Genomic DNA, 16226 nt, shown 5'->3' on the forward strand with positions numbered 1-16226 from the left:
CTCATGACGTCACCAGCCTGCTGTGCGTGGCGCCGGCTTGCGCCATGATCCCCAATACGGTGGTCGCGTCCTGCGCATCGCAGGCGATGGCGAGCACGAACGCGCCCTGGCTGGCGCGCAGCATCTCGTCGATGTCGAAGGCGTGGTGATGGAGTTTGGTCAGCCCCGCGTTACGGAACAGCATAGCCACGCCGCCAATCGCACCCGCCAGAGCGCCGACCTCGACCGGTGCGACTAGGAAGGCGGGCCAACTGAACAACGGCCGGCCGCCTTCATTGAACGGGTAAGCCCAAACGGCGCTCCAAACCTCGAGCGCGAACAGCGCGATCGCGCCAGCCAAGCCCACCCAGATCACCGCCGCCCGCACCCCGGCGCGACCGACGCCCTCGCCGAGCGACTCCGCAGCATACGGCAACCACTCGCCAACCACGCGGCGGCCGTCCGCGACCAGTCGCACGCGTGCGCGCAAATATGGCCCTTCATCTTCGAAACACGCGAGCGCGAGCGCGGTCATGCCCGCTCCTCCGCCACCAGTTTGCGCATCTCGTGCATGGATACGACTGGCAATATGCGCGCGAACATCAGCAACAGCATCACGAACGCAGCCACCGTGCCGCCAAGGATCAGGAAATCGACTAGGGTCGGCGCATAGGTCCGCCAGAAGCTTGGGTCATAGCCGATCGACAACGTGTTGAGGATGATGAGGATACGCTCCAGCCACATCCCGATCAGCACCGCGACCGAAACGCCGACCAGTACGGGCACCGACGTCCGCAGCCGCTGCACCCAGAACAGCTGGGGCGCAAGCACGTTGCCGGCCAGCATCGCCGCGTAATACGGCCAGTAATCGCCCGTGAACTCATAGCGCACCACGCGCACGTCCGCAGCCTCGCCGCCCCATAGTGCGCCGAACCACTCGGCGGCATAGCTCGCCCCCATCACTATCCCCGCGGCAAGGATGATCCGCGCCATGGCATCGAAATGGGCGGGGACGATCATCGCCTCCAGCCCCATCGCACGGCGAAGCACCAGCGCGATCAACACGACCATCGCGAAGCCGGAGAACAGCGCGCCGACCACGAAATACGGCGGAAACACGCTCTCGGTCCAACCGGGCATCAAGCTGGCCGCGAAGTCGAGGCCGACGATCGAATGGACCGAGCACACCAGCGGCACCGCAACCGCAGCCATCGTGCGGTGCAGCCTTTCCTGCGCGCGCCACTGGGCGGGGCTGCCCTGCCACCCCATCGCGAGCAGTCCGTAGAACCGCCGCCAACCGCGCCTGCCGGGCCGATCACGCAACGTCGCCAGATCCGGCACGAGCCCGACGTAAAAGAACATCACCGAGAACAGCAGGTAGCTGAGGATCGCCCAGAAATCCCACACCAGCGCGGACCGCCATTGCGGCCACAGCGCCATGGTGTTGGGGTAAGGCGCGAGCCAATAGAAATACATCGGCCGGCCCAGGTGGAGGATCGGGAACAACCCGGCCATCGCCACCGCGAACAGCGTCATCGCCTCGGCGAAGCGGTTGATCGAACCGCGCCATTTTTGCCGCGTCAGCAGCAGCAGGGAGGAGATCAGCGTACCGGCGTTGCCGATGCCGATCCACCACACGTAGTTCGCGATCGGGAAGCCCCACACCACAGCGGTGTTGTTGCCCCACAGGCCCGGCCCGTAGACGAAGCTGAAGCCGACCGCGAGCGCGCCAATGCCGGTTCCGAGCGCGCACACCGCCATGGCGATCCACCAGTAGCGGCCGGGCGAACGGTCCATCAGCGGCGCGGCGACCGTCTCGGTCACGTCCTCCAGCGTCCGCAGCGACGGCAGCGTCCAGCGTCGGCCGGAAGGACGCGTATGCGCCTCCATCAGACGTTCTTCCGTTTGGCGAGATAGGTGGTGCGCGGTCGCGTGCCGAGTTCCTCCAGCAGCGCATAGTGGCGCGGGTCGGCGCGCGCGGTCTGGATGCTCGCGTCGGCAAGCGTGCCAAACGTGATCGCGCGTGTCGGGCAGGCAGCTTGGCAGGCGGTGACGGGCGCGGCGGGCGTACCACCGGCATCCGCCTCATGCGTGGCGGTGGCGATACGCTGCACGCAATAGGTGCATTTCTCCATCACACCGCGTGCGCGGACGGTCACATCCGGGTTACGCTGCGCCGTCACCGACGCATCCTCGGCATCGCCCCACAGCGACGCGCCGGCGTAATCGAGGAAGTTGAAGCGGCGCACCTTGTACGGGCAGTTCGCCTCGCACGTGCGCGTGCCGACGCAGCGGTTGTAAACCTGCACGTTAAGCCCCTGCGCATCATGGACCGATGCCTCGACCGGACAGACCGGCTCGCATGGCGCCGCCTCGCACTGCATGCACGGCACCGGCTGGAAGCCCTCGCCTTGCCCTGTCTGGTAACGGTCCACGCGTAGCCAGTGCATGTCGCGGCCGACGCTCATCTCGTGCGGGCCGATCGCCGGCACGTTGTTCTCGGCCTGACAAGCGATCACGCAGGCGTTGCAGCCGATGCACACATCCGTATCGATCGCCATCGCCCATTGCGGCGGTGCATTGTCCTTCGCGGGCGGGTTGGGCAGCAGCGAGGGGTGCTTGTCCGGCACCGGCATCGCCGCGCCGGGGGCGAGGACGGGAAACACCTTTTCGAGTTCACCGGCCAGCGCGAACTGATGTTGCGTGGTGACGACTGCGATGCGGCCTTCCGCCCTGGTGATCTTGAGCGGCGCATGCGCGTCGAGCACGAACGCGTTGGCGCCGATCCCGTCCGCCACAGCACCAGTGCCGTCGCGGCCATAGCCCGCCAGCAGCGTCGTCACGCCGCGGGCCTGCCCGGGGACCGCGCGCACCGGCAGCGTGACAACGCCGCCACGCTCGATCCGCACCATGTCGCCGTCGACCACACCCAGCGCAGCCATGTCGTCGGGGTGCATCCGCGCGCTCGACCCCCACACTTCCTTGGTGAGCGGTTCAGGGCATTCCTGCGCCCATGCGTTGGCCGAGAGGCGGCCGTCGTACAGCGTCGGCGAGGGTACGATCGAAAGGCTCGCGCCGGCAGTTGGGATCACCGGCAGCACCAACCTTGCCGCACCCGGTACAACTGGCGCGGCGGCGGTGTCCGGCACGACCCCCGCCGCCACGGCCTTGCGCCAACCGTCCGCGCCAAGGCTCGCCCATGTCTCACGCACACGCGCATAGCTTTGCGGTGCGGCCGCGGGATCGAGGATCAGGTCGACCACATCGCTCGGGCAGCGCGTATCCCACATCGGGCGGATCAGCGGCTGCGCGATGCTGGCGGTGCCGTCTGCGGCACGCCAGTCGTGCCAGCCTTCCAGCGGATGCGACAGGGGCACCTGCCATGTCGCGCGCGCGCTGGTTTCGTCCGGAATGCGCACCGCCGCGACAGTGAGCGGCACCTTCGCCATTGCGTCGGCGAAGCGCAGCCCCGGCGGCGCGGCGTAGCAGGGGTTGGCGTCGATGATGATGAGCGTGTCGATCCGCCCGGCGTGCATGTCGCGCGCGAGCCCGGCCAACGCCGCGCGGTGCGGCGTCGCATCGGTGTCGACCGGTGCGAGGTAATCGACCGGCGCGCCGACCTGCGCGTTGAGCCACGCGGCGAAGGCATGGACCTCGGCCGGCTGGTGATCCCCCGCCAGCACCAGCGGCTTGCCACCGGCGCGCAGCATCGCGGTGGCGGCGATCAGCGCGCGGGCAAGGTCGGACGGCACCGGCGGGCGCGGCGCATCGGTCAGCGCGGCATGGAGATAGTGACAGGCCAGCGCGATCGCCTGCGGGCCGGCGGGCACGCGCAGGTCCGCCATCGCGCCGCTGATGCTCGGCGAGCCCTCGAACGCGATCATGCGCGGCATCGGCGCGGTCCGTCGCCGCTGCGACCACGCGCGGGCGAGCGCGACCTGCTCCGGCCCCGGTCCGAGCGGATCGGCATCGAGCAGCAGGATCGCGTCGGCCTCGGCCAGGCGGGGGCGTGCGGTCAACCGCCGCCCGAATGTGGCCTGCGCGCCGGCGAGCGCGGCATCGTCATCAAACGGCTCCCACCGGACGTGGCGCGTATCCGGCAGCGCCGCCTTAAGCGCCGCAATCCGCGCGAGCATCGTCGGCGAGGTCACGCGGCCGGTGAGCAGCGCCAGCCCCGAGCCGCAACGGTGCGCGACGCGGCCATAGAGTGCGCGCGCCGCCGCCGGCCAGTTAGATGGACCGGACGGCCCGTTCACCGCCTTCAGTCGCTGCGGGTCGTAGAGGTCGAGGATCGCGCTTTCGGTGAACACGTCGGTCGCGCCGAGGCTCGCCGGATGCGCGGCAAGCCCCTCCAGCTTCACTGGCCGCTCGTTGACGACCAACCCTGTCACGCCGCGCGCATAGCCGGCAAGCGGCAGCGCGCTTGCATAGCGACGCACCTGGCCCGGCAGCGTGCCGTCCGGCTGATCGACGAGCGGATGGATCGTCTCGTCGGGCTTACTGCATGCCGCCACGCTGGCCGCCGCACCCGCCGCGAGCAGTTTGAGCAGCGCGCGCCGCCCGATCGCATCACCGCCTACCGGTGACATGTCGAACAATCGGTGAGGTTGCGCCCCGAATGAACGATCCGCAGCATCGTCTGACGGGCGGCGCTGCGATCGGCGTCGGTGCGCTTGTCGTAGGGGGCGGACTGGAAGCGGCGATCAGATGCGACGATCCTGTCCTCGGGCGCGCGATGGCAGTCCAGGCACCATTCCATCGTCATTGGCGCGGCCTTCCGGGTGAGTGGCATGCGGCGCAGATCGCCGTGGCACGCCGCACACGGCACACCATTGTTCACATGCGCGTGATGATCGAAGTAGACGTAGTCCGGCACTTTGTTGACACGCGCCCAAGCGAGCGGTTTGCCGCTGGCGAGGCTCTCGCGCACCGGCGCAAGCAGGGCGGCGTTGGTCCAGAGTTGCGAGTGGCAGGTCATGCAGGTGTGCGTCGGCGGCACGCCGGCGATCGGGCCTTTTTCGACGCCGGTGTGGCAATACCGACAATCGATGCCGAGTTCCCCTGCATGGTGCTGATGGCTGAACGGCACCGGCTGTTCGACAAACGCGCCCTCGTTCGTGCCCGCATCTGTCCGCGCCACCACCGCTCCGACCAGAAGCAACAACGCCGGCACGATCATGATCGCGGCGATCGCGATCCGTGCCAGCGTGTTCGCTCCGGGTTGGAACAGCTGCGGCATTATTCCCCTTGTTCATGCAACCCGTTGGCGAAACTACGCGCCAGCATTTAAGTTGATCCTTTAGCGTGGCTTATAGGCCACCTGCCACTGTAAAATGATACGGCGCGGCGGAAAACAGATCGGCAGCGCGGACCGGTTGCTCGAACTGCACTGTTGTGTCGCCCCACCACTCTGCGTCCGGGGTCGTGCGGCCGGCCTCGACAAGGAAACCGGCGGCCTTGACCAGTACCGCGCAATCAAGCCGCGAACTCGCGAACGTTCGCGAGAAGGCGAGGACATGCTCGGCACGCTTGCCCACCACGGGAATGGGCCGGTAATCGCCCTCTGCAAATAGCGCCGGTGTGTCCCGACGCGCGCCCAGCAGGCGGGCAATGAGTTGCAGCTTGGACAGTGGGTCTTCCGCCCCGTCAAGCACCGCCGCGCACTTGGCATAGTCGACCGGCCGCCGATTGTCCGGATCGACGAGACTGAGGTCCTCCAATTCCGAGCCTTGGTAGCAATCCGGAACACCGGGCACCGTGTTGCGCAGCACCGCGATAGCGAGGCTGTTGGCGGTCGCGGCTGGCGCGGTCAGCCGCACGAACGCCGACATGTCATCAACAAAGCTCGCGTCACCCAGCAAGGCATCCACCAGCCCGGTACACTGCCCCTCGTAACCCTCGTCGGGCGCCTCCCACGAAGATCGCAACTTTGCTTCGCGTAGCGCCTTGATCTGCCACGCCTTGATGCGGTCGGCGAAATCATCGCCAACGTCCGACGCGGGCCACGCCCCGAACAGGGTCTGGAACAACACGTACCGGTCGCCCGCGTCGACACCGGGCGCGAGCGGTTCTGCCAATGCGGTCCAGCGCTCGACATGCTCCTTCCACAGGGTGGGGATGCCGCTGATCGCCGCGAGCCGGGCCCGGACATCTTCACCGCGCTTGTGGTCGTGCGTGGCAGTTGCCAGCATGGCATGCGGAAAGTGGGAATGGCGCTCTGCCATCGCGGCATGGAACGCCTGGATGTCGAGCGCGAAGTGCTCCGGAGCAAAACCGACATCGTTGGTGGAGAGCAGCACACCGTGACGATAAAAGGCGGTGTCCTCCACAGCCTTGGCCGCGATCGGTGCGGAAAGCTGCTGGAAACGACGGACCGCTTCGGCGGCAAGCGAAGCGTCGCCGGGGCCTCGTCCCGCAAGCCAGTCGACGATGTAGCGCGCGATCTCCGTTTCGCCTGGCGGGCAGAACGCCTCGCTGTCGGCAAGGGCGCGATCGAGTACAACGCCGTCGCTGGCGGGGCCGTAATCACCAAGGCCGTAGCTACGGTACACCGGGAACACCCATAGCAATCGCTCGATCGCGCGGCGCAGCATTCCGGAGGTCACCGCCTCGAACGCGGTGTCGGACTGTGCGGCCGAGTTCGCCAACGCCGCGAAGGCCGCCACACACGCATCCGCCTGCGCGGTGAAGCTCCAGCCAAGCAACTGCTGGCGAGCGGTCAACGCTTCCTGCGTAAAATCCGCCGGCCGGCCGCTGATCTGCTGCCACAATGTACCGAGCGGCGCCTCGCCTTCCGGTGCATGGAGGACGCCAGTAACCTCCCGCATGAAGTCGTAGCCGCTGGTTCCATCGGTCTGCCAGTCGGTCGCCAACGGTCCATCCCCGGCAAGGATCTTTTCGATGACGATGTAGCAGCGGCGATCGGCGCTGCCGATCGCGTCGAAGCGTTCGCGCAGGCTGCGGCAGTAACCGGCGGGATCGGCGAGCCCGTCGACATGGTCAACACGGACGCCGTCGATCAGACCCTGTTCGTAGAGCGTGAAATACAGCGCATGGGTGGCGTCGAAAACCTCCGGCTCTTCGACGCGGACGCCAGCGAGGTCATTGACGGTAAAGAAGCGGCGCCAGTTAAGTTCGTCGTTGGCGGTACGCCAGGAGGCGAGCCGATAATGCTGCGCTTCGACCAGCGCGCGCAGATCGCCTTCCGCGGCGACGTCTGGGCGCAGCGGTGGCCCCTCGCTGCCGTAGAGTTCGAGGCGTCCGTCGACCAACCGAAGGTCGCCCGCATCGATCACCTCACCCAGCGTCGCGCCGAGGATCGGCAATAGCAGCGGCTGATCCCAATCGACATCGAACCAGCGCGCGTAACGGCTACCGGCACCGTTACGCAGAACGTCGTTCCAATAACCGTTCTCACCGCCAGCAACGCCCATGTGATTGGGAACGATATCGATGATAACGCCCATGCCGCGTGCGTGCAGCGCCTCGACAAGACTGCGGAAGCCATCCTCGCCGCCAAGTTCGGGATTGATCTGGGTAGGATCGATGACGTCGTAGCCGTGCGGCGATCCCGACACAGCCGTGGTGATTGGCGATGCGTAGACATGGCTGATGCCGAGCCGATGAAGATACGGCACGATCGCTTCCGCCGCCGCGAACGTGAAATCGCGGTTGAATTGTATGCGGTACGTTGCGCGGGGTGGGAAAGCAGTCATACGTTTGGCTCCAGCCATGCAGCGAAGCTCGCCGGGGCACCCGGCGTGCCGAGTGAATACCACGGCGCGGTGGCTCGAACATCGACTGCCACGTCGCCGATGTTCAGGGCGACAGTCAGGACGGCACCGTCGCCGAGCGTCCATGCGGCCTCAACGGCCCCCTGCCCCAGCACGCGCGCACCCTGCGCGGTGCTGCCACGCAACCGTGGCACGATCTCAGCGTGGCGCAGCGCCAGCAACTCACGGTAGAGACCGCGCCAGTCCTCGGAGTCTTCGCCGGGCACGGGCCGGGAGTTTTCCAGCGTCGTCTCGGCATTGGGGTCCGGGATCTGGGCGCGTGCATCTTTGGACGCGAACGCGGCGAAATGCGCGAACTCCTTGCGCCGCCCTTCCCGCACGATATCGGCGAGTTCATCGTGAAAATCGGTAAAGAAAAAGAACGGCGTGCGTGAGCCGGTTTCGTCGCCCATGAACAACAACGGAATTTGCGGTGAGAGCAGCAACAGCGCGGCCGCCGCGCGTAGCCGCTCCGGCGCGACCAGCGTCGTCAGCCGCTCGCCGAGCGCGCGGTTGCCGACCTGATCATGATTTTGCAGGAACGATACGAACGCCGTCGGCGGCAGATGCCCGCTCGGCTTACCACGCGGCCGCCCGTCCTGATGCGGCATGCCCTCACCCTGGTAGATGAACCCTTCGCCAAGACAGCGCGCCAGCTTGCCCGTCGAATCTTCCGAGAAAGCAGCGTAATAACCCTCGCTCTCGCCGGTGAGCAGGACATGCAGCACATTGTGGAAATCATCGTTCCATTGAGCGTCGTACCTGCCACCGGACAGGCGGTCAGCGTCATTCTCCTCGTTTTCGAGGATCAGATGCACCGAGCGGTCGGGGACGGCGGCGCGGATGTCCGTGGCTAGCGCATCGAGGAACTTGGGGTTGTCGATCGCGTGCACCGCATCGAAGCGCAAGCCATCGAACCCGTAGTCTTCGATCCACATCAGCGCATTCTCTCGAAAATACGCCGCCACCTCAGGCCGGTCGACCGCGACCGCGCCGCCCCAGGGCGTATCGCGCGCATGGAAGAAGCCGCTGGCATAGGCGCCAAGGAAGTTGCCGTCGGGACCAAAGTGATTGTACACCACGTCGAGCAGGATCATCATGCCGAATTCATGGGCGCGCTTCACCAAAGCGCGCAGCTCCTGCGGCGATCCGTAAGCCTCGGCCGGCGCGAACGGCAGCACGCCGTCATAACCCCAGTTGCGCGTGCCGGCGAACGCGCCGATCGGCATCAGTTCGACGGCGGTGATGCCGAGTTCGGCCATCGCCGGCAGTGCGTCTGCCACGCCGGTGAAGCCGCCGAGCGCACCGACATGAACCTCCTGGATCACCGCCTCTTCCCACGGACGACCCCGCCACTCATCAGCCGAACCGGAAAGCGGCGGAGCAACGACGCTCCAGCCATGCACGCCCCCCGCTTGCAAGCGCGACGCGGGATCGGGCACAACAAGGTCCGCATCGAGCCTGAAGCGATAGCGTGTTCCCGCCGAAGCCGCCGCATGCACGGTGAACCAGCCGCCAGCTTCGGTCATCGCCAGCGTTTCGCCGCCGTCGAATTCCAGCGTCACAGATTTGCGATCGGGTGCCCACAGGCGAAACAGCGTTCTCCCGTCGGTTCCGACTTCAGGGCCCCACATCGTCATTCTCCAGTCTGCTCGGCGATCCAGCGGATCAAGACCGCCGCGTGCGGTTGCACCTCGTAATTGTCCCCGACCGCGACCGGTTCGAGATCAGGCTGCGCGCTGTCGATCAACAAATGCCGGTCCGCGGAAGGCCCCGGCAACGCAAAGGTGATCGCGTCATCGGTCGCGTTCATCAGCATGGTGATCGCCTCGATCCGGCCATCGTCGAGCGCGATCGCACGCCGCATCGCGGGCGCGCGACGATCATCGGCGTACCGAGCGAGGCCATCAAACTGGCCTCGAACACACACAATTCGATCATCTCGGCATGGGCGGAGAAGATCGCGAAATTTACGCCCAAGCCGTCAAAGCTTGCACCCAAAGGATAAGGGGAACCGCCTTCTAAGCGGTCGGAGTATGGGCGCAAAATATACTCCCTAAGAAAACAGGATCAAGATAGACCAAGTGATACCCGCAACACGGCGGGCAAGCTCAGCGAACGGGCGTGACCGGCTTTACCTTGCGGCGGGGCTGCTTTTTAGCAGCCGATGGCGCGCGTGCCGTAGCGGGATCGGTAATCGCCTCGACATCAGGTGGCACGGGAGCTGGATCCGGGTTCTGGAACTCAGGCTCGGTTCCAACGGCCGGCGCGGCGGTTTCCGGCTCGGCTGTTTCACTCGCGGGTGCGGGCGCAGCGTTCGCGGCGTCTGCCTCAATTTCCGACTGAGCACGATCCCAGTGAGCCTCGGACTGCCCTTCGGGCATTCCTTCTTCGAGCCAGATCGCGTGTGCGCGTTGGCGGACCTGCGATTCTCGATCCTGTTGCATGTCGCTTCCCCTTACTCAGCTAAAGCGGTTTGATCGTAGCAATGCTTTAGGGCGCATAAGGATGCGTGCCCTAACCTGTGCAATGCTGATTTTCCTCGGTTGCCATAACGCCCATCCCCTTAGATAGAAACGCCTTTACTGCGGGCGGATGAAGCAATGGAATACGACGTTGCAATTGTCGGGGCCGGCGCTGCGGGCATCGCGGCGGCGCGAACGTTGGTTGCGCAGCACAGGTCCGTCATCTTGCTGGAGGCAAGCAGCCGCCTTGGCGGACGCGGTTGCACGGTCGGGCTGGCCGGAATGGCTCTCGATTTCGGATGCGGTTGGCTGCACTCGGCCGATCGCAATCCACTTGTCGGTATTGGCGAGGAAGCCGGCTTCACGATCGTGCGCGGCACCTCCGCTTGGACGAAGCAATGGCGTGGTCTCGGCTTCGATGCGGAGGAGAAGGCCGCCGCCGGCGACGCCTGGGCCGCTCTGGAGCAGCGGCTGCACGATAGCCCACCCGCCAGCGATCGCGCATCCGATGCGTTGGCGCCTGCCGGTGAATGGAACGCCTTCTGCCGTGCGCTAAGCGGCTACATGAACGGCGCGGATCTAGATCGGCTCTCTGTTGCGGACTTCCTCGCCTATGATGACGCAGCAACCGAGCACAACTGGCGGGTGCGCGAGGGCTATGGCACGTTGCTTTCCGCGAGCCTGCCACAGCTCGACCTCCGCCTCGGCACACCTGTGCGCGGCATTGCGAATGACGGTCGCGGCGTACGGCTAGATACCGGCCGTGGCACCGTCGAGGCGAGAGCCGCGATCGTCACCGTCTCCACCAACCTGCTCGCCAGCGGCGCGATCGCGTTGGGTGCATCCGCAAACGAGCATCTTCACGCCGCCACGCAGCTTCCGCTCGGCCTCGCGGACAAGGTGTTTCTGGAGATCCTTGCCCCGGAAGCATTCGAGACAGAAACGCACCTGATCGGCAACCCACGCGACCCCAACACCGGCAGCTACTATATCCGCCCATTCGGGATGCCGGTGATCGAGGCATTTTACGGCGGTCCGGGTGCGGACATTTTAGAGCGCGTCGGGGTTTCCGAGGCGGCGCGCCTCGCGATCGATGAACTTGCCGCCTTGCTTGGCAGCGAGGTCCGCGCGAAGCTAAGGCCGCTCGGTGGATCGCAATGGTGCCGAACCGACTGGATCAATGGCTCCTATAGTCACGCTCTACCCGGCCACGCTGGCGCGCGCGCGATCCTCGCCCGACCTATCGAAGAACGCATCTTTTTCGCCGGCGAGGCGACGCATCCGACAGACTTCTCGACCGCGCACGGCGCGTGGCAAAGCGGCATTCGTGCTGCCAACGAGGTGATCGATAGCCGACCGTGACCGGCTTCAGCCTTGCGACAGACCTGCGGCATAGATCGCATCCAGCACGCGTGCGCTGGCCGCAAACGTCTCAGCCGTAGGATCGAACGTGTTTGAGCGCTCCAATGCCTCGACCCATGCGACCGCCGCGCGACCGCCCCAAACGTCGCCCGCCTCTGACAACACCGTACGCCCGGTGCCGTCGAAACGCTCGGCGTTGAGGTCGTAGAACGATCCATCAACGTTGCGCAGCGCAGCGCCGCCGGCAGTACCATAGAACGCTGCCTCGATTACAGCGTCCCGCCCGGCATGAAGTCGCCACGAACATCCGAGGCGTACCGAGACGCCGCCCGCGACGAACGACGCCACCGCATAATCCTCAACCAGCCCGATTTTCAGGGGGGCGGCGGCGGACAGCAACGTTGCGCTGACATCGGTCACCTCGGGAAAGCCAAGTGCCCACAAGGCAAGATCGACCAGATGCACGCCCAGGTCTACGACGCAACCGCCACCCGACTGCGCCGGATCGTAGAACCACGGCTTGTCCGGGCCGTAGGCATTGTGAAACGTAAGATCGACCGCGAACACCTTACCGAGATCGCCGCCTGCCACCAGCGGCGCGATTGCGCGCATAGCGTCCGTATGGCGGTAGGACAGGTCAACGCCCAGAAGCCGATCCGCCTTGCGCGCCGCGTCGATCACGCCTTGCGTTTCAGCCAAGTCGCGACCGAGCGGCTTTTGACAGAACACCGCCACGCCGGCTTCAAGCACCTGCACCGATTGAACGGCATGCAGCGCACTCGGAGTCGCTATCACGATCCCGTCCAGATCGAGCGCGAGCATCTCTTTGAGCGAGCGCACCCGCACTGCATTCGGGGCGAGCACCGCGGCATCCGCCAGGCAATCAGCCGACGGGTCGCAAATTGCGACTGCGGTGGCGAGCCCGGTGTCCAGCATCGCCGCCATGCGGTGGCGTCCAATCCAGCCGGTACCGAGGAAACCAAGCTTTTTCATAGCAGCACCAACGCCTTGACGAAGCCTTCCGGCTTGTCGCGGGTTGCATCCAGCGCCTCACCAAGCTGTTCCAGCGGGTAAGTGTGTGAATAGAGCGGAGTCGGATCGAGCCGCCCGTTCGCTATTGCATCGACCGCTTCCTCCACGCCACGCCGCTGTACCGCCGGATCGCGCTCGTGCGCGTTGATGACGTCGATGCCCTTCCAGTTCCACATCTGCATGCTGACCTGGCGTGGCCCGTCCTGATGATAGCCGGCGATCACGAGCCGTCCGCCAAACCCGACCAGTTCGCCCGCCAGGTCGAGCGGCCATTGCTTACCAACGCACTCGATCACGCGTTCGCAACCCTTGCCGTTGGTCAGCGCCTGAACCTGTTCGATGATGCGGTAGTGATCGTCCATGACGATCGTCTCCGCCGCACCATAATGCCGCGCCAGATCAAGCGATTCCGCGCGGCGAGAGATCGCGATGACCCGCGCGCCCGCTTCGCTTGCCAGCCGCGTCAGCACTGCCCCGAGGAAACCGATGCCGACGATTGCGACCGTATCGCCCGGGCGAATGTCGCTGCGGCGGAAGATGTTGAACGCGCAACCGAGCGGTTCACCCGGAAACGGCTTACCGGCGAGGCTTTCAGGTAGCTTCACCACCATTTCCGCGCTGGCGATATCGCTCTCTGCAAAGCTGCGGTATGACAATGCGGCAACGCGGTCGCCCGTCACAAGGCCAGCCACACCTGCACCTACTGCCTCGACGATGCCCCAGCCCTCATGGCCGAGGCCACCAGGCTCGCCGGGGTATTGCGTCCACGGGTTGCCGCCCCAGGGCTCAAGGTTCGAAGCGCATACGCCGCAGCCTTCGATCCGTACGCGCACTTCGCCCGCAGCGGGTTCGGGAACCGCAACGTCTTCCACCCGGATCTCGCCCGGTGCCGCCAAAATCGCCGCGCGCATTAGTTTGCCACCTCGGTACGCAGCATCGATGCCTTGCCTTTTTGCCCGCCGCCGATCGACGCGATCACGCGGCCGTTCCACGCCGACAAGACGCGGGGCGTGTTCGTTTCGCACTTACCGGGATAGCGGTTCATCCGTCTGCTCGAGTAATTGAATCGCGCGCGGTGACTTTCTAGCCCGTTCACCAGCGGTTCGGAATGGTTGCGCGTCTGATGGGTGAATCGATCAACGCCGCGTTGTTGCGGAGAAAGCGTCATGCGATGCTCCGTTCGGCAGCCAGGCGCTCGTCGCGGTTGAAGTTCAAAGGGGAGAGTTCGGGCCGCTCTAGCGCATGTTCTGCGACAGGCTGCGGTGGGGCTACGGCGGGCGAAGCACCGGCACCTGGGGCATAACGGTCGATCATCCACGCACAGAAATCGGCAAACGCCTGCGGATCCTGCGCGGGACTGGTGTGATGCGGCGCGAGGCCGAGATGCTCGGGCGTGAAGCAGAAGGTCACGGTCACGTCGAAGTCGGCGAGCGCTTCCATCTGCCGGTCGAACCACCCGACCGCATCCGGGCGGAAGCTGTCTGCCCACGACAGGCCAGTACGGATACGCCGCGTGCCGAGCCGTTTCATCCACGCGACCGCCTCGTCGAGCCGGGGGTCGTTATAATGGAACCACTGCATCAGCCCGATTTCGGCCGCGTGCTTGGCGTAGATGTCGAGCGCCGGTTTGGGCGACCCATCCTCGCGGATCAGCCCGAGGTAGAAGTGCCGGTAGTAGGACGAACCCTCCGCCTCACGGTGGCGTGTTTCGGCGCCCCAGCTGCGTGGCAGGTCGAACAGCGAATACCAGAATACACGCGGCGCGCGGCCCTCGAGAAGTTGTACGGTGCGCTCGAGCCCGAACGCCTGTACTTCTTCCGCACCAAAAGAACTTACGCCTACTTCCGTCACCCACACCGGCTTGTCGGTGACGGCGCGTATCTCGTCGATCTTGTCGGGCCACGCGCTGAGCGGCCACAGATTCCAGTCGAGCGGAAAGCCGTGCACCGCCACCGCGTCGACCGCGTCAAGCGCGCCGTAACCCTCGATCCGCCCGAGCCAGTGCGGATCGATGGGCGACATCCCGCCCAGTACGCGCGTGACGGCGGGATTGATCGCGTGGATCGCGTTGCCGGCATGTGAGACATGATCGGCAAAGCGCGACCAATCGGGGTCAAGCGACGGGTCCCAGTGCGATTTGTTGTTGGGCTCGTTCCAGAGCATAGCGGCTTCGATCATGCGGGCTTCCTCGCGGGATATGCCGCCATCGGACCATTCTGCCATTCCTGGAATGGCACCGGCGCGACGCGGCAGATATAGACTTCGGATTCGGGCTGCGCCTCAATCGCGAAACCTGCGGCGCGGAGCATTGCCTGGCTGCATGCGGCGTTGGCCGCCCACCAGTTGGTCCAGTCGCCGGCATATTGACGCTCGATGAAGTGCATTTTGGGATAGCCCGGATCCGTGAAGTAGGCAGGCGCATCGAAGGTACCCGGCACGTGGAACGGGTGATCTTCCGGCACATCATACACCGCATCGCCGCCCTGCTGCATCGTCTGGAACAGCAGAAGATCGCCCGCGATATGTTCGCGGATCAGGTCGAGCGCGAGCAGCGGGTGACGGAGGTGGTAGAGCACCCCCATGAAGATCACGAGGTCGAAGCGCTCACCAAGTTCGGCGACGCGGTAGACGTCCAGTTCACGGAACTCGATACCGTTGATGCCTAAGGCCTCGGCGGCAAGCTGCGCCTGCGCGAGGTAGCGCGGATCACTATCGATACCGACCACTCGCGACGCTCCGCGCCGTGCCATTTCGATCGCATAGAAGCCAGCGTTGCAACCGATGTCGAGAACGGTCTTGCCGGTGAGATCGGCGGGCAGCGCCGAGGCGAAGCGCTCAAATTTGAAGCGCGGATAATTGCCGAGAAAATGGTCGGGCGCGGTCCACAGGCCGCCGCCGAGATCCATGTTGTGGAACCACGGCGCAAGCGCCTCGACCCGATCGCGCAAACCCGTATCATCATGCGCGCTCATGCAAACACCTCATTAATGGAAAGAACCCGAGCGCCCCAGTCGCCCACCGCGACGCGGCTGACCGAAGCGGGATCGACATCGAAGTTGAGCGCGTTGCCGAGTGGCAGGCCCAACCAGCCCGCAAGTGCCGCGCGGATCACGTCGCAGTGGCTGACCAGCACCACCGCCTCACCCGGATGCGCGAGCGCGACAGTGCGCGCAAACGTCACCACGCGCATCTGCACCGCCGACATGCTCTCGCCGGCCGGTGTCAGCGCCTCGCCGCGCGCGCTGTTCCATATGGCCCATTGGTCGTCAACGGCGAGTGTATCGAATGTCTTGCCCGTCCAGTCACCGAAATCAATCTCGTCTAGAGCGTTGTCGACCTGCACGCCCAGCCCCCGCCCGGTCACGATCTCCCGTGCCGTTTCGCGTGCACGCTGAACAGGGCTCGACCATATGCTGGCGAAGCGGCGCGCGCTGAGCGCCGCCGAAAGCCGTCGCGCCCGGCCGCGCCCGTCGTCGCTGAGCGGGATGCCAGGCGTGCGCCCAGACAGAATACGGCCGAGGTGATCGTGCGGCGCGTGCCGGATCAAGTACAGAGTGGCAGTCACGCAAGCTCCCGCAGGCGCCTACGGATTGCAGGCTGGGTCGTTACGAAGGCG

Annotated in this window: 15 protein-coding genes; 1 reads left to right on the forward strand and 14 read right to left on the reverse strand. The window is 65.6% G+C overall.

What is annotated here, in order from left to right; genetic code table 11:
- Nucleotide 1: 1 nt before the first annotated feature.
- The 8 genes from OXR00_RS03210 to OXR00_RS03245 form a co-directional block, all read right to left on the reverse strand.
- Nucleotides 2-514, reverse strand: coding sequence for a quinol:electron acceptor oxidoreductase subunit ActD (locus OXR00_RS03210; protein WP_242146414.1), 513 nt, complete (start codon nucleotides 512-514; stop codon nucleotides 2-4).
- Nucleotides 511-1869: an NrfD/PsrC family molybdoenzyme membrane anchor subunit gene (nrfD, locus tag OXR00_RS03215; protein WP_267386601.1), complete on the reverse strand. Its 1359-nt coding sequence runs from the start codon at nucleotides 1867-1869 to the stop codon at nucleotides 511-513. Before nrfD ends, OXR00_RS03210 begins: the two co-directional genes overlap by 4 nt.
- Nucleotides 1869-4568: a molybdopterin dinucleotide binding domain-containing protein gene (locus tag OXR00_RS03220; protein WP_267386603.1), complete on the reverse strand. Its 2700-nt coding sequence runs from the start codon at nucleotides 4566-4568 to the stop codon at nucleotides 1869-1871. Before OXR00_RS03220 ends, nrfD begins: the two co-directional genes overlap by 1 nt.
- Nucleotides 4556-5158 (reverse strand): cytochrome c3 family protein, encoded by a 603-nt coding sequence (locus OXR00_RS03225; protein WP_267386604.1) that lies wholly within the window; start codon nucleotides 5156-5158, stop codon nucleotides 4556-4558. The genes OXR00_RS03220 and OXR00_RS03225 overlap by 13 nt, the downstream gene beginning before the upstream one ends.
- Nucleotides 5159-5288: 130 nt before the next feature.
- Complete coding sequence (gene treY / locus OXR00_RS03230) at nucleotides 5289-7694, reverse strand: malto-oligosyltrehalose synthase (protein ID WP_267386605.1); 2406 nt, start codon at nucleotides 7692-7694, stop codon at nucleotides 5289-5291.
- The gene (treZ, locus tag OXR00_RS03235) at nucleotides 7691-9391 is read right to left on the reverse strand and encodes a malto-oligosyltrehalose trehalohydrolase (protein ID WP_267386607.1); all 1701 of its coding nucleotides are present in this window, start codon (nucleotides 9389-9391) and stop codon (nucleotides 7691-7693) included. The genes treY and treZ overlap by 4 nt, the downstream gene beginning before the upstream one ends.
- Entirely contained in the window at nucleotides 9388-9618 is a 231-nt protein-coding gene (locus OXR00_RS03240) for a hypothetical protein (protein ID WP_267386608.1), read from the reverse strand. The genes treZ and OXR00_RS03240 overlap by 4 nt, the downstream gene beginning before the upstream one ends.
- A gap of 244 nt (nucleotides 9619-9862) precedes the next feature.
- A complete protein-coding gene (locus tag OXR00_RS03245; protein ID WP_267386609.1) occupies nucleotides 9863-10198 on the reverse strand; it encodes a DUF2934 domain-containing protein in 336 nt (111 codons plus the stop codon).
- 156 nt (nucleotides 10199-10354) lie between these two features.
- On the opposite strand from OXR00_RS03245, the gene OXR00_RS03250 reads away from it, so the two are divergent.
- A complete protein-coding gene (locus OXR00_RS03250) occupies nucleotides 10355-11578 on the forward strand; it encodes an NAD(P)/FAD-dependent oxidoreductase (RefSeq protein WP_267386610.1) in 1224 nt (407 codons plus the stop codon).
- A gap of 6 nt (nucleotides 11579-11584) precedes the next feature.
- On the opposite strand, the gene OXR00_RS03255 is transcribed toward OXR00_RS03250, so the two are convergent.
- Genes OXR00_RS03255 through OXR00_RS03280 form a run of 6 tightly spaced genes read right to left on the reverse strand, consistent with a single transcriptional unit; the run spans nucleotide 11585 to nucleotide 16175 of the window.
- Nucleotides 11585-12571, reverse strand: a complete 987-nt coding sequence (locus OXR00_RS03255; RefSeq protein WP_267386611.1) for a Gfo/Idh/MocA family oxidoreductase — start codon at nucleotides 12569-12571, stop codon at nucleotides 11585-11587.
- Entirely contained in the window at nucleotides 12568-13521 is a 954-nt protein-coding gene (locus OXR00_RS03260) for a zinc-binding dehydrogenase (protein ID WP_267386612.1), read from the reverse strand. Before OXR00_RS03260 ends, OXR00_RS03255 begins: the two co-directional genes overlap by 4 nt.
- Entirely contained in the window at nucleotides 13521-13778 is a 258-nt protein-coding gene (locus tag OXR00_RS03265) for a hypothetical protein (protein ID WP_267386613.1), read from the reverse strand. Before OXR00_RS03265 ends, OXR00_RS03260 begins: the two co-directional genes overlap by 1 nt.
- Nucleotides 13775-14788: a glycosyl hydrolase gene (locus tag OXR00_RS03270; RefSeq protein ID WP_267386614.1), complete on the reverse strand. Its 1014-nt coding sequence runs from the start codon at nucleotides 14786-14788 to the stop codon at nucleotides 13775-13777. Before OXR00_RS03270 ends, OXR00_RS03265 begins: the two co-directional genes overlap by 4 nt.
- Nucleotides 14785-15582 carry a TIGR04290 family methyltransferase gene (locus OXR00_RS03275; protein ID WP_267386615.1) on the reverse strand — a complete coding sequence of 266 codons (798 nt, stop codon included), beginning with the start codon at nucleotides 15580-15582 and terminating at the stop codon, nucleotides 14785-14787. The genes OXR00_RS03270 and OXR00_RS03275 overlap by 4 nt, the downstream gene beginning before the upstream one ends.
- Complete coding sequence (locus OXR00_RS03280) at nucleotides 15579-16175, reverse strand: histidine phosphatase family protein (protein WP_267386616.1); 597 nt, start codon at nucleotides 16173-16175, stop codon at nucleotides 15579-15581. The genes OXR00_RS03275 and OXR00_RS03280 overlap by 4 nt, the downstream gene beginning before the upstream one ends.
- Nucleotides 16176-16226: the final 51 nt, after the last annotated feature.

Source organism: Sphingomonas sp. GC_Shp_3 (assembly GCF_026540945.1).
In the GTDB taxonomy this organism is placed as follows: Bacteria; Pseudomonadota; Alphaproteobacteria; order Sphingomonadales; family Sphingomonadaceae; genus Sphingomonas.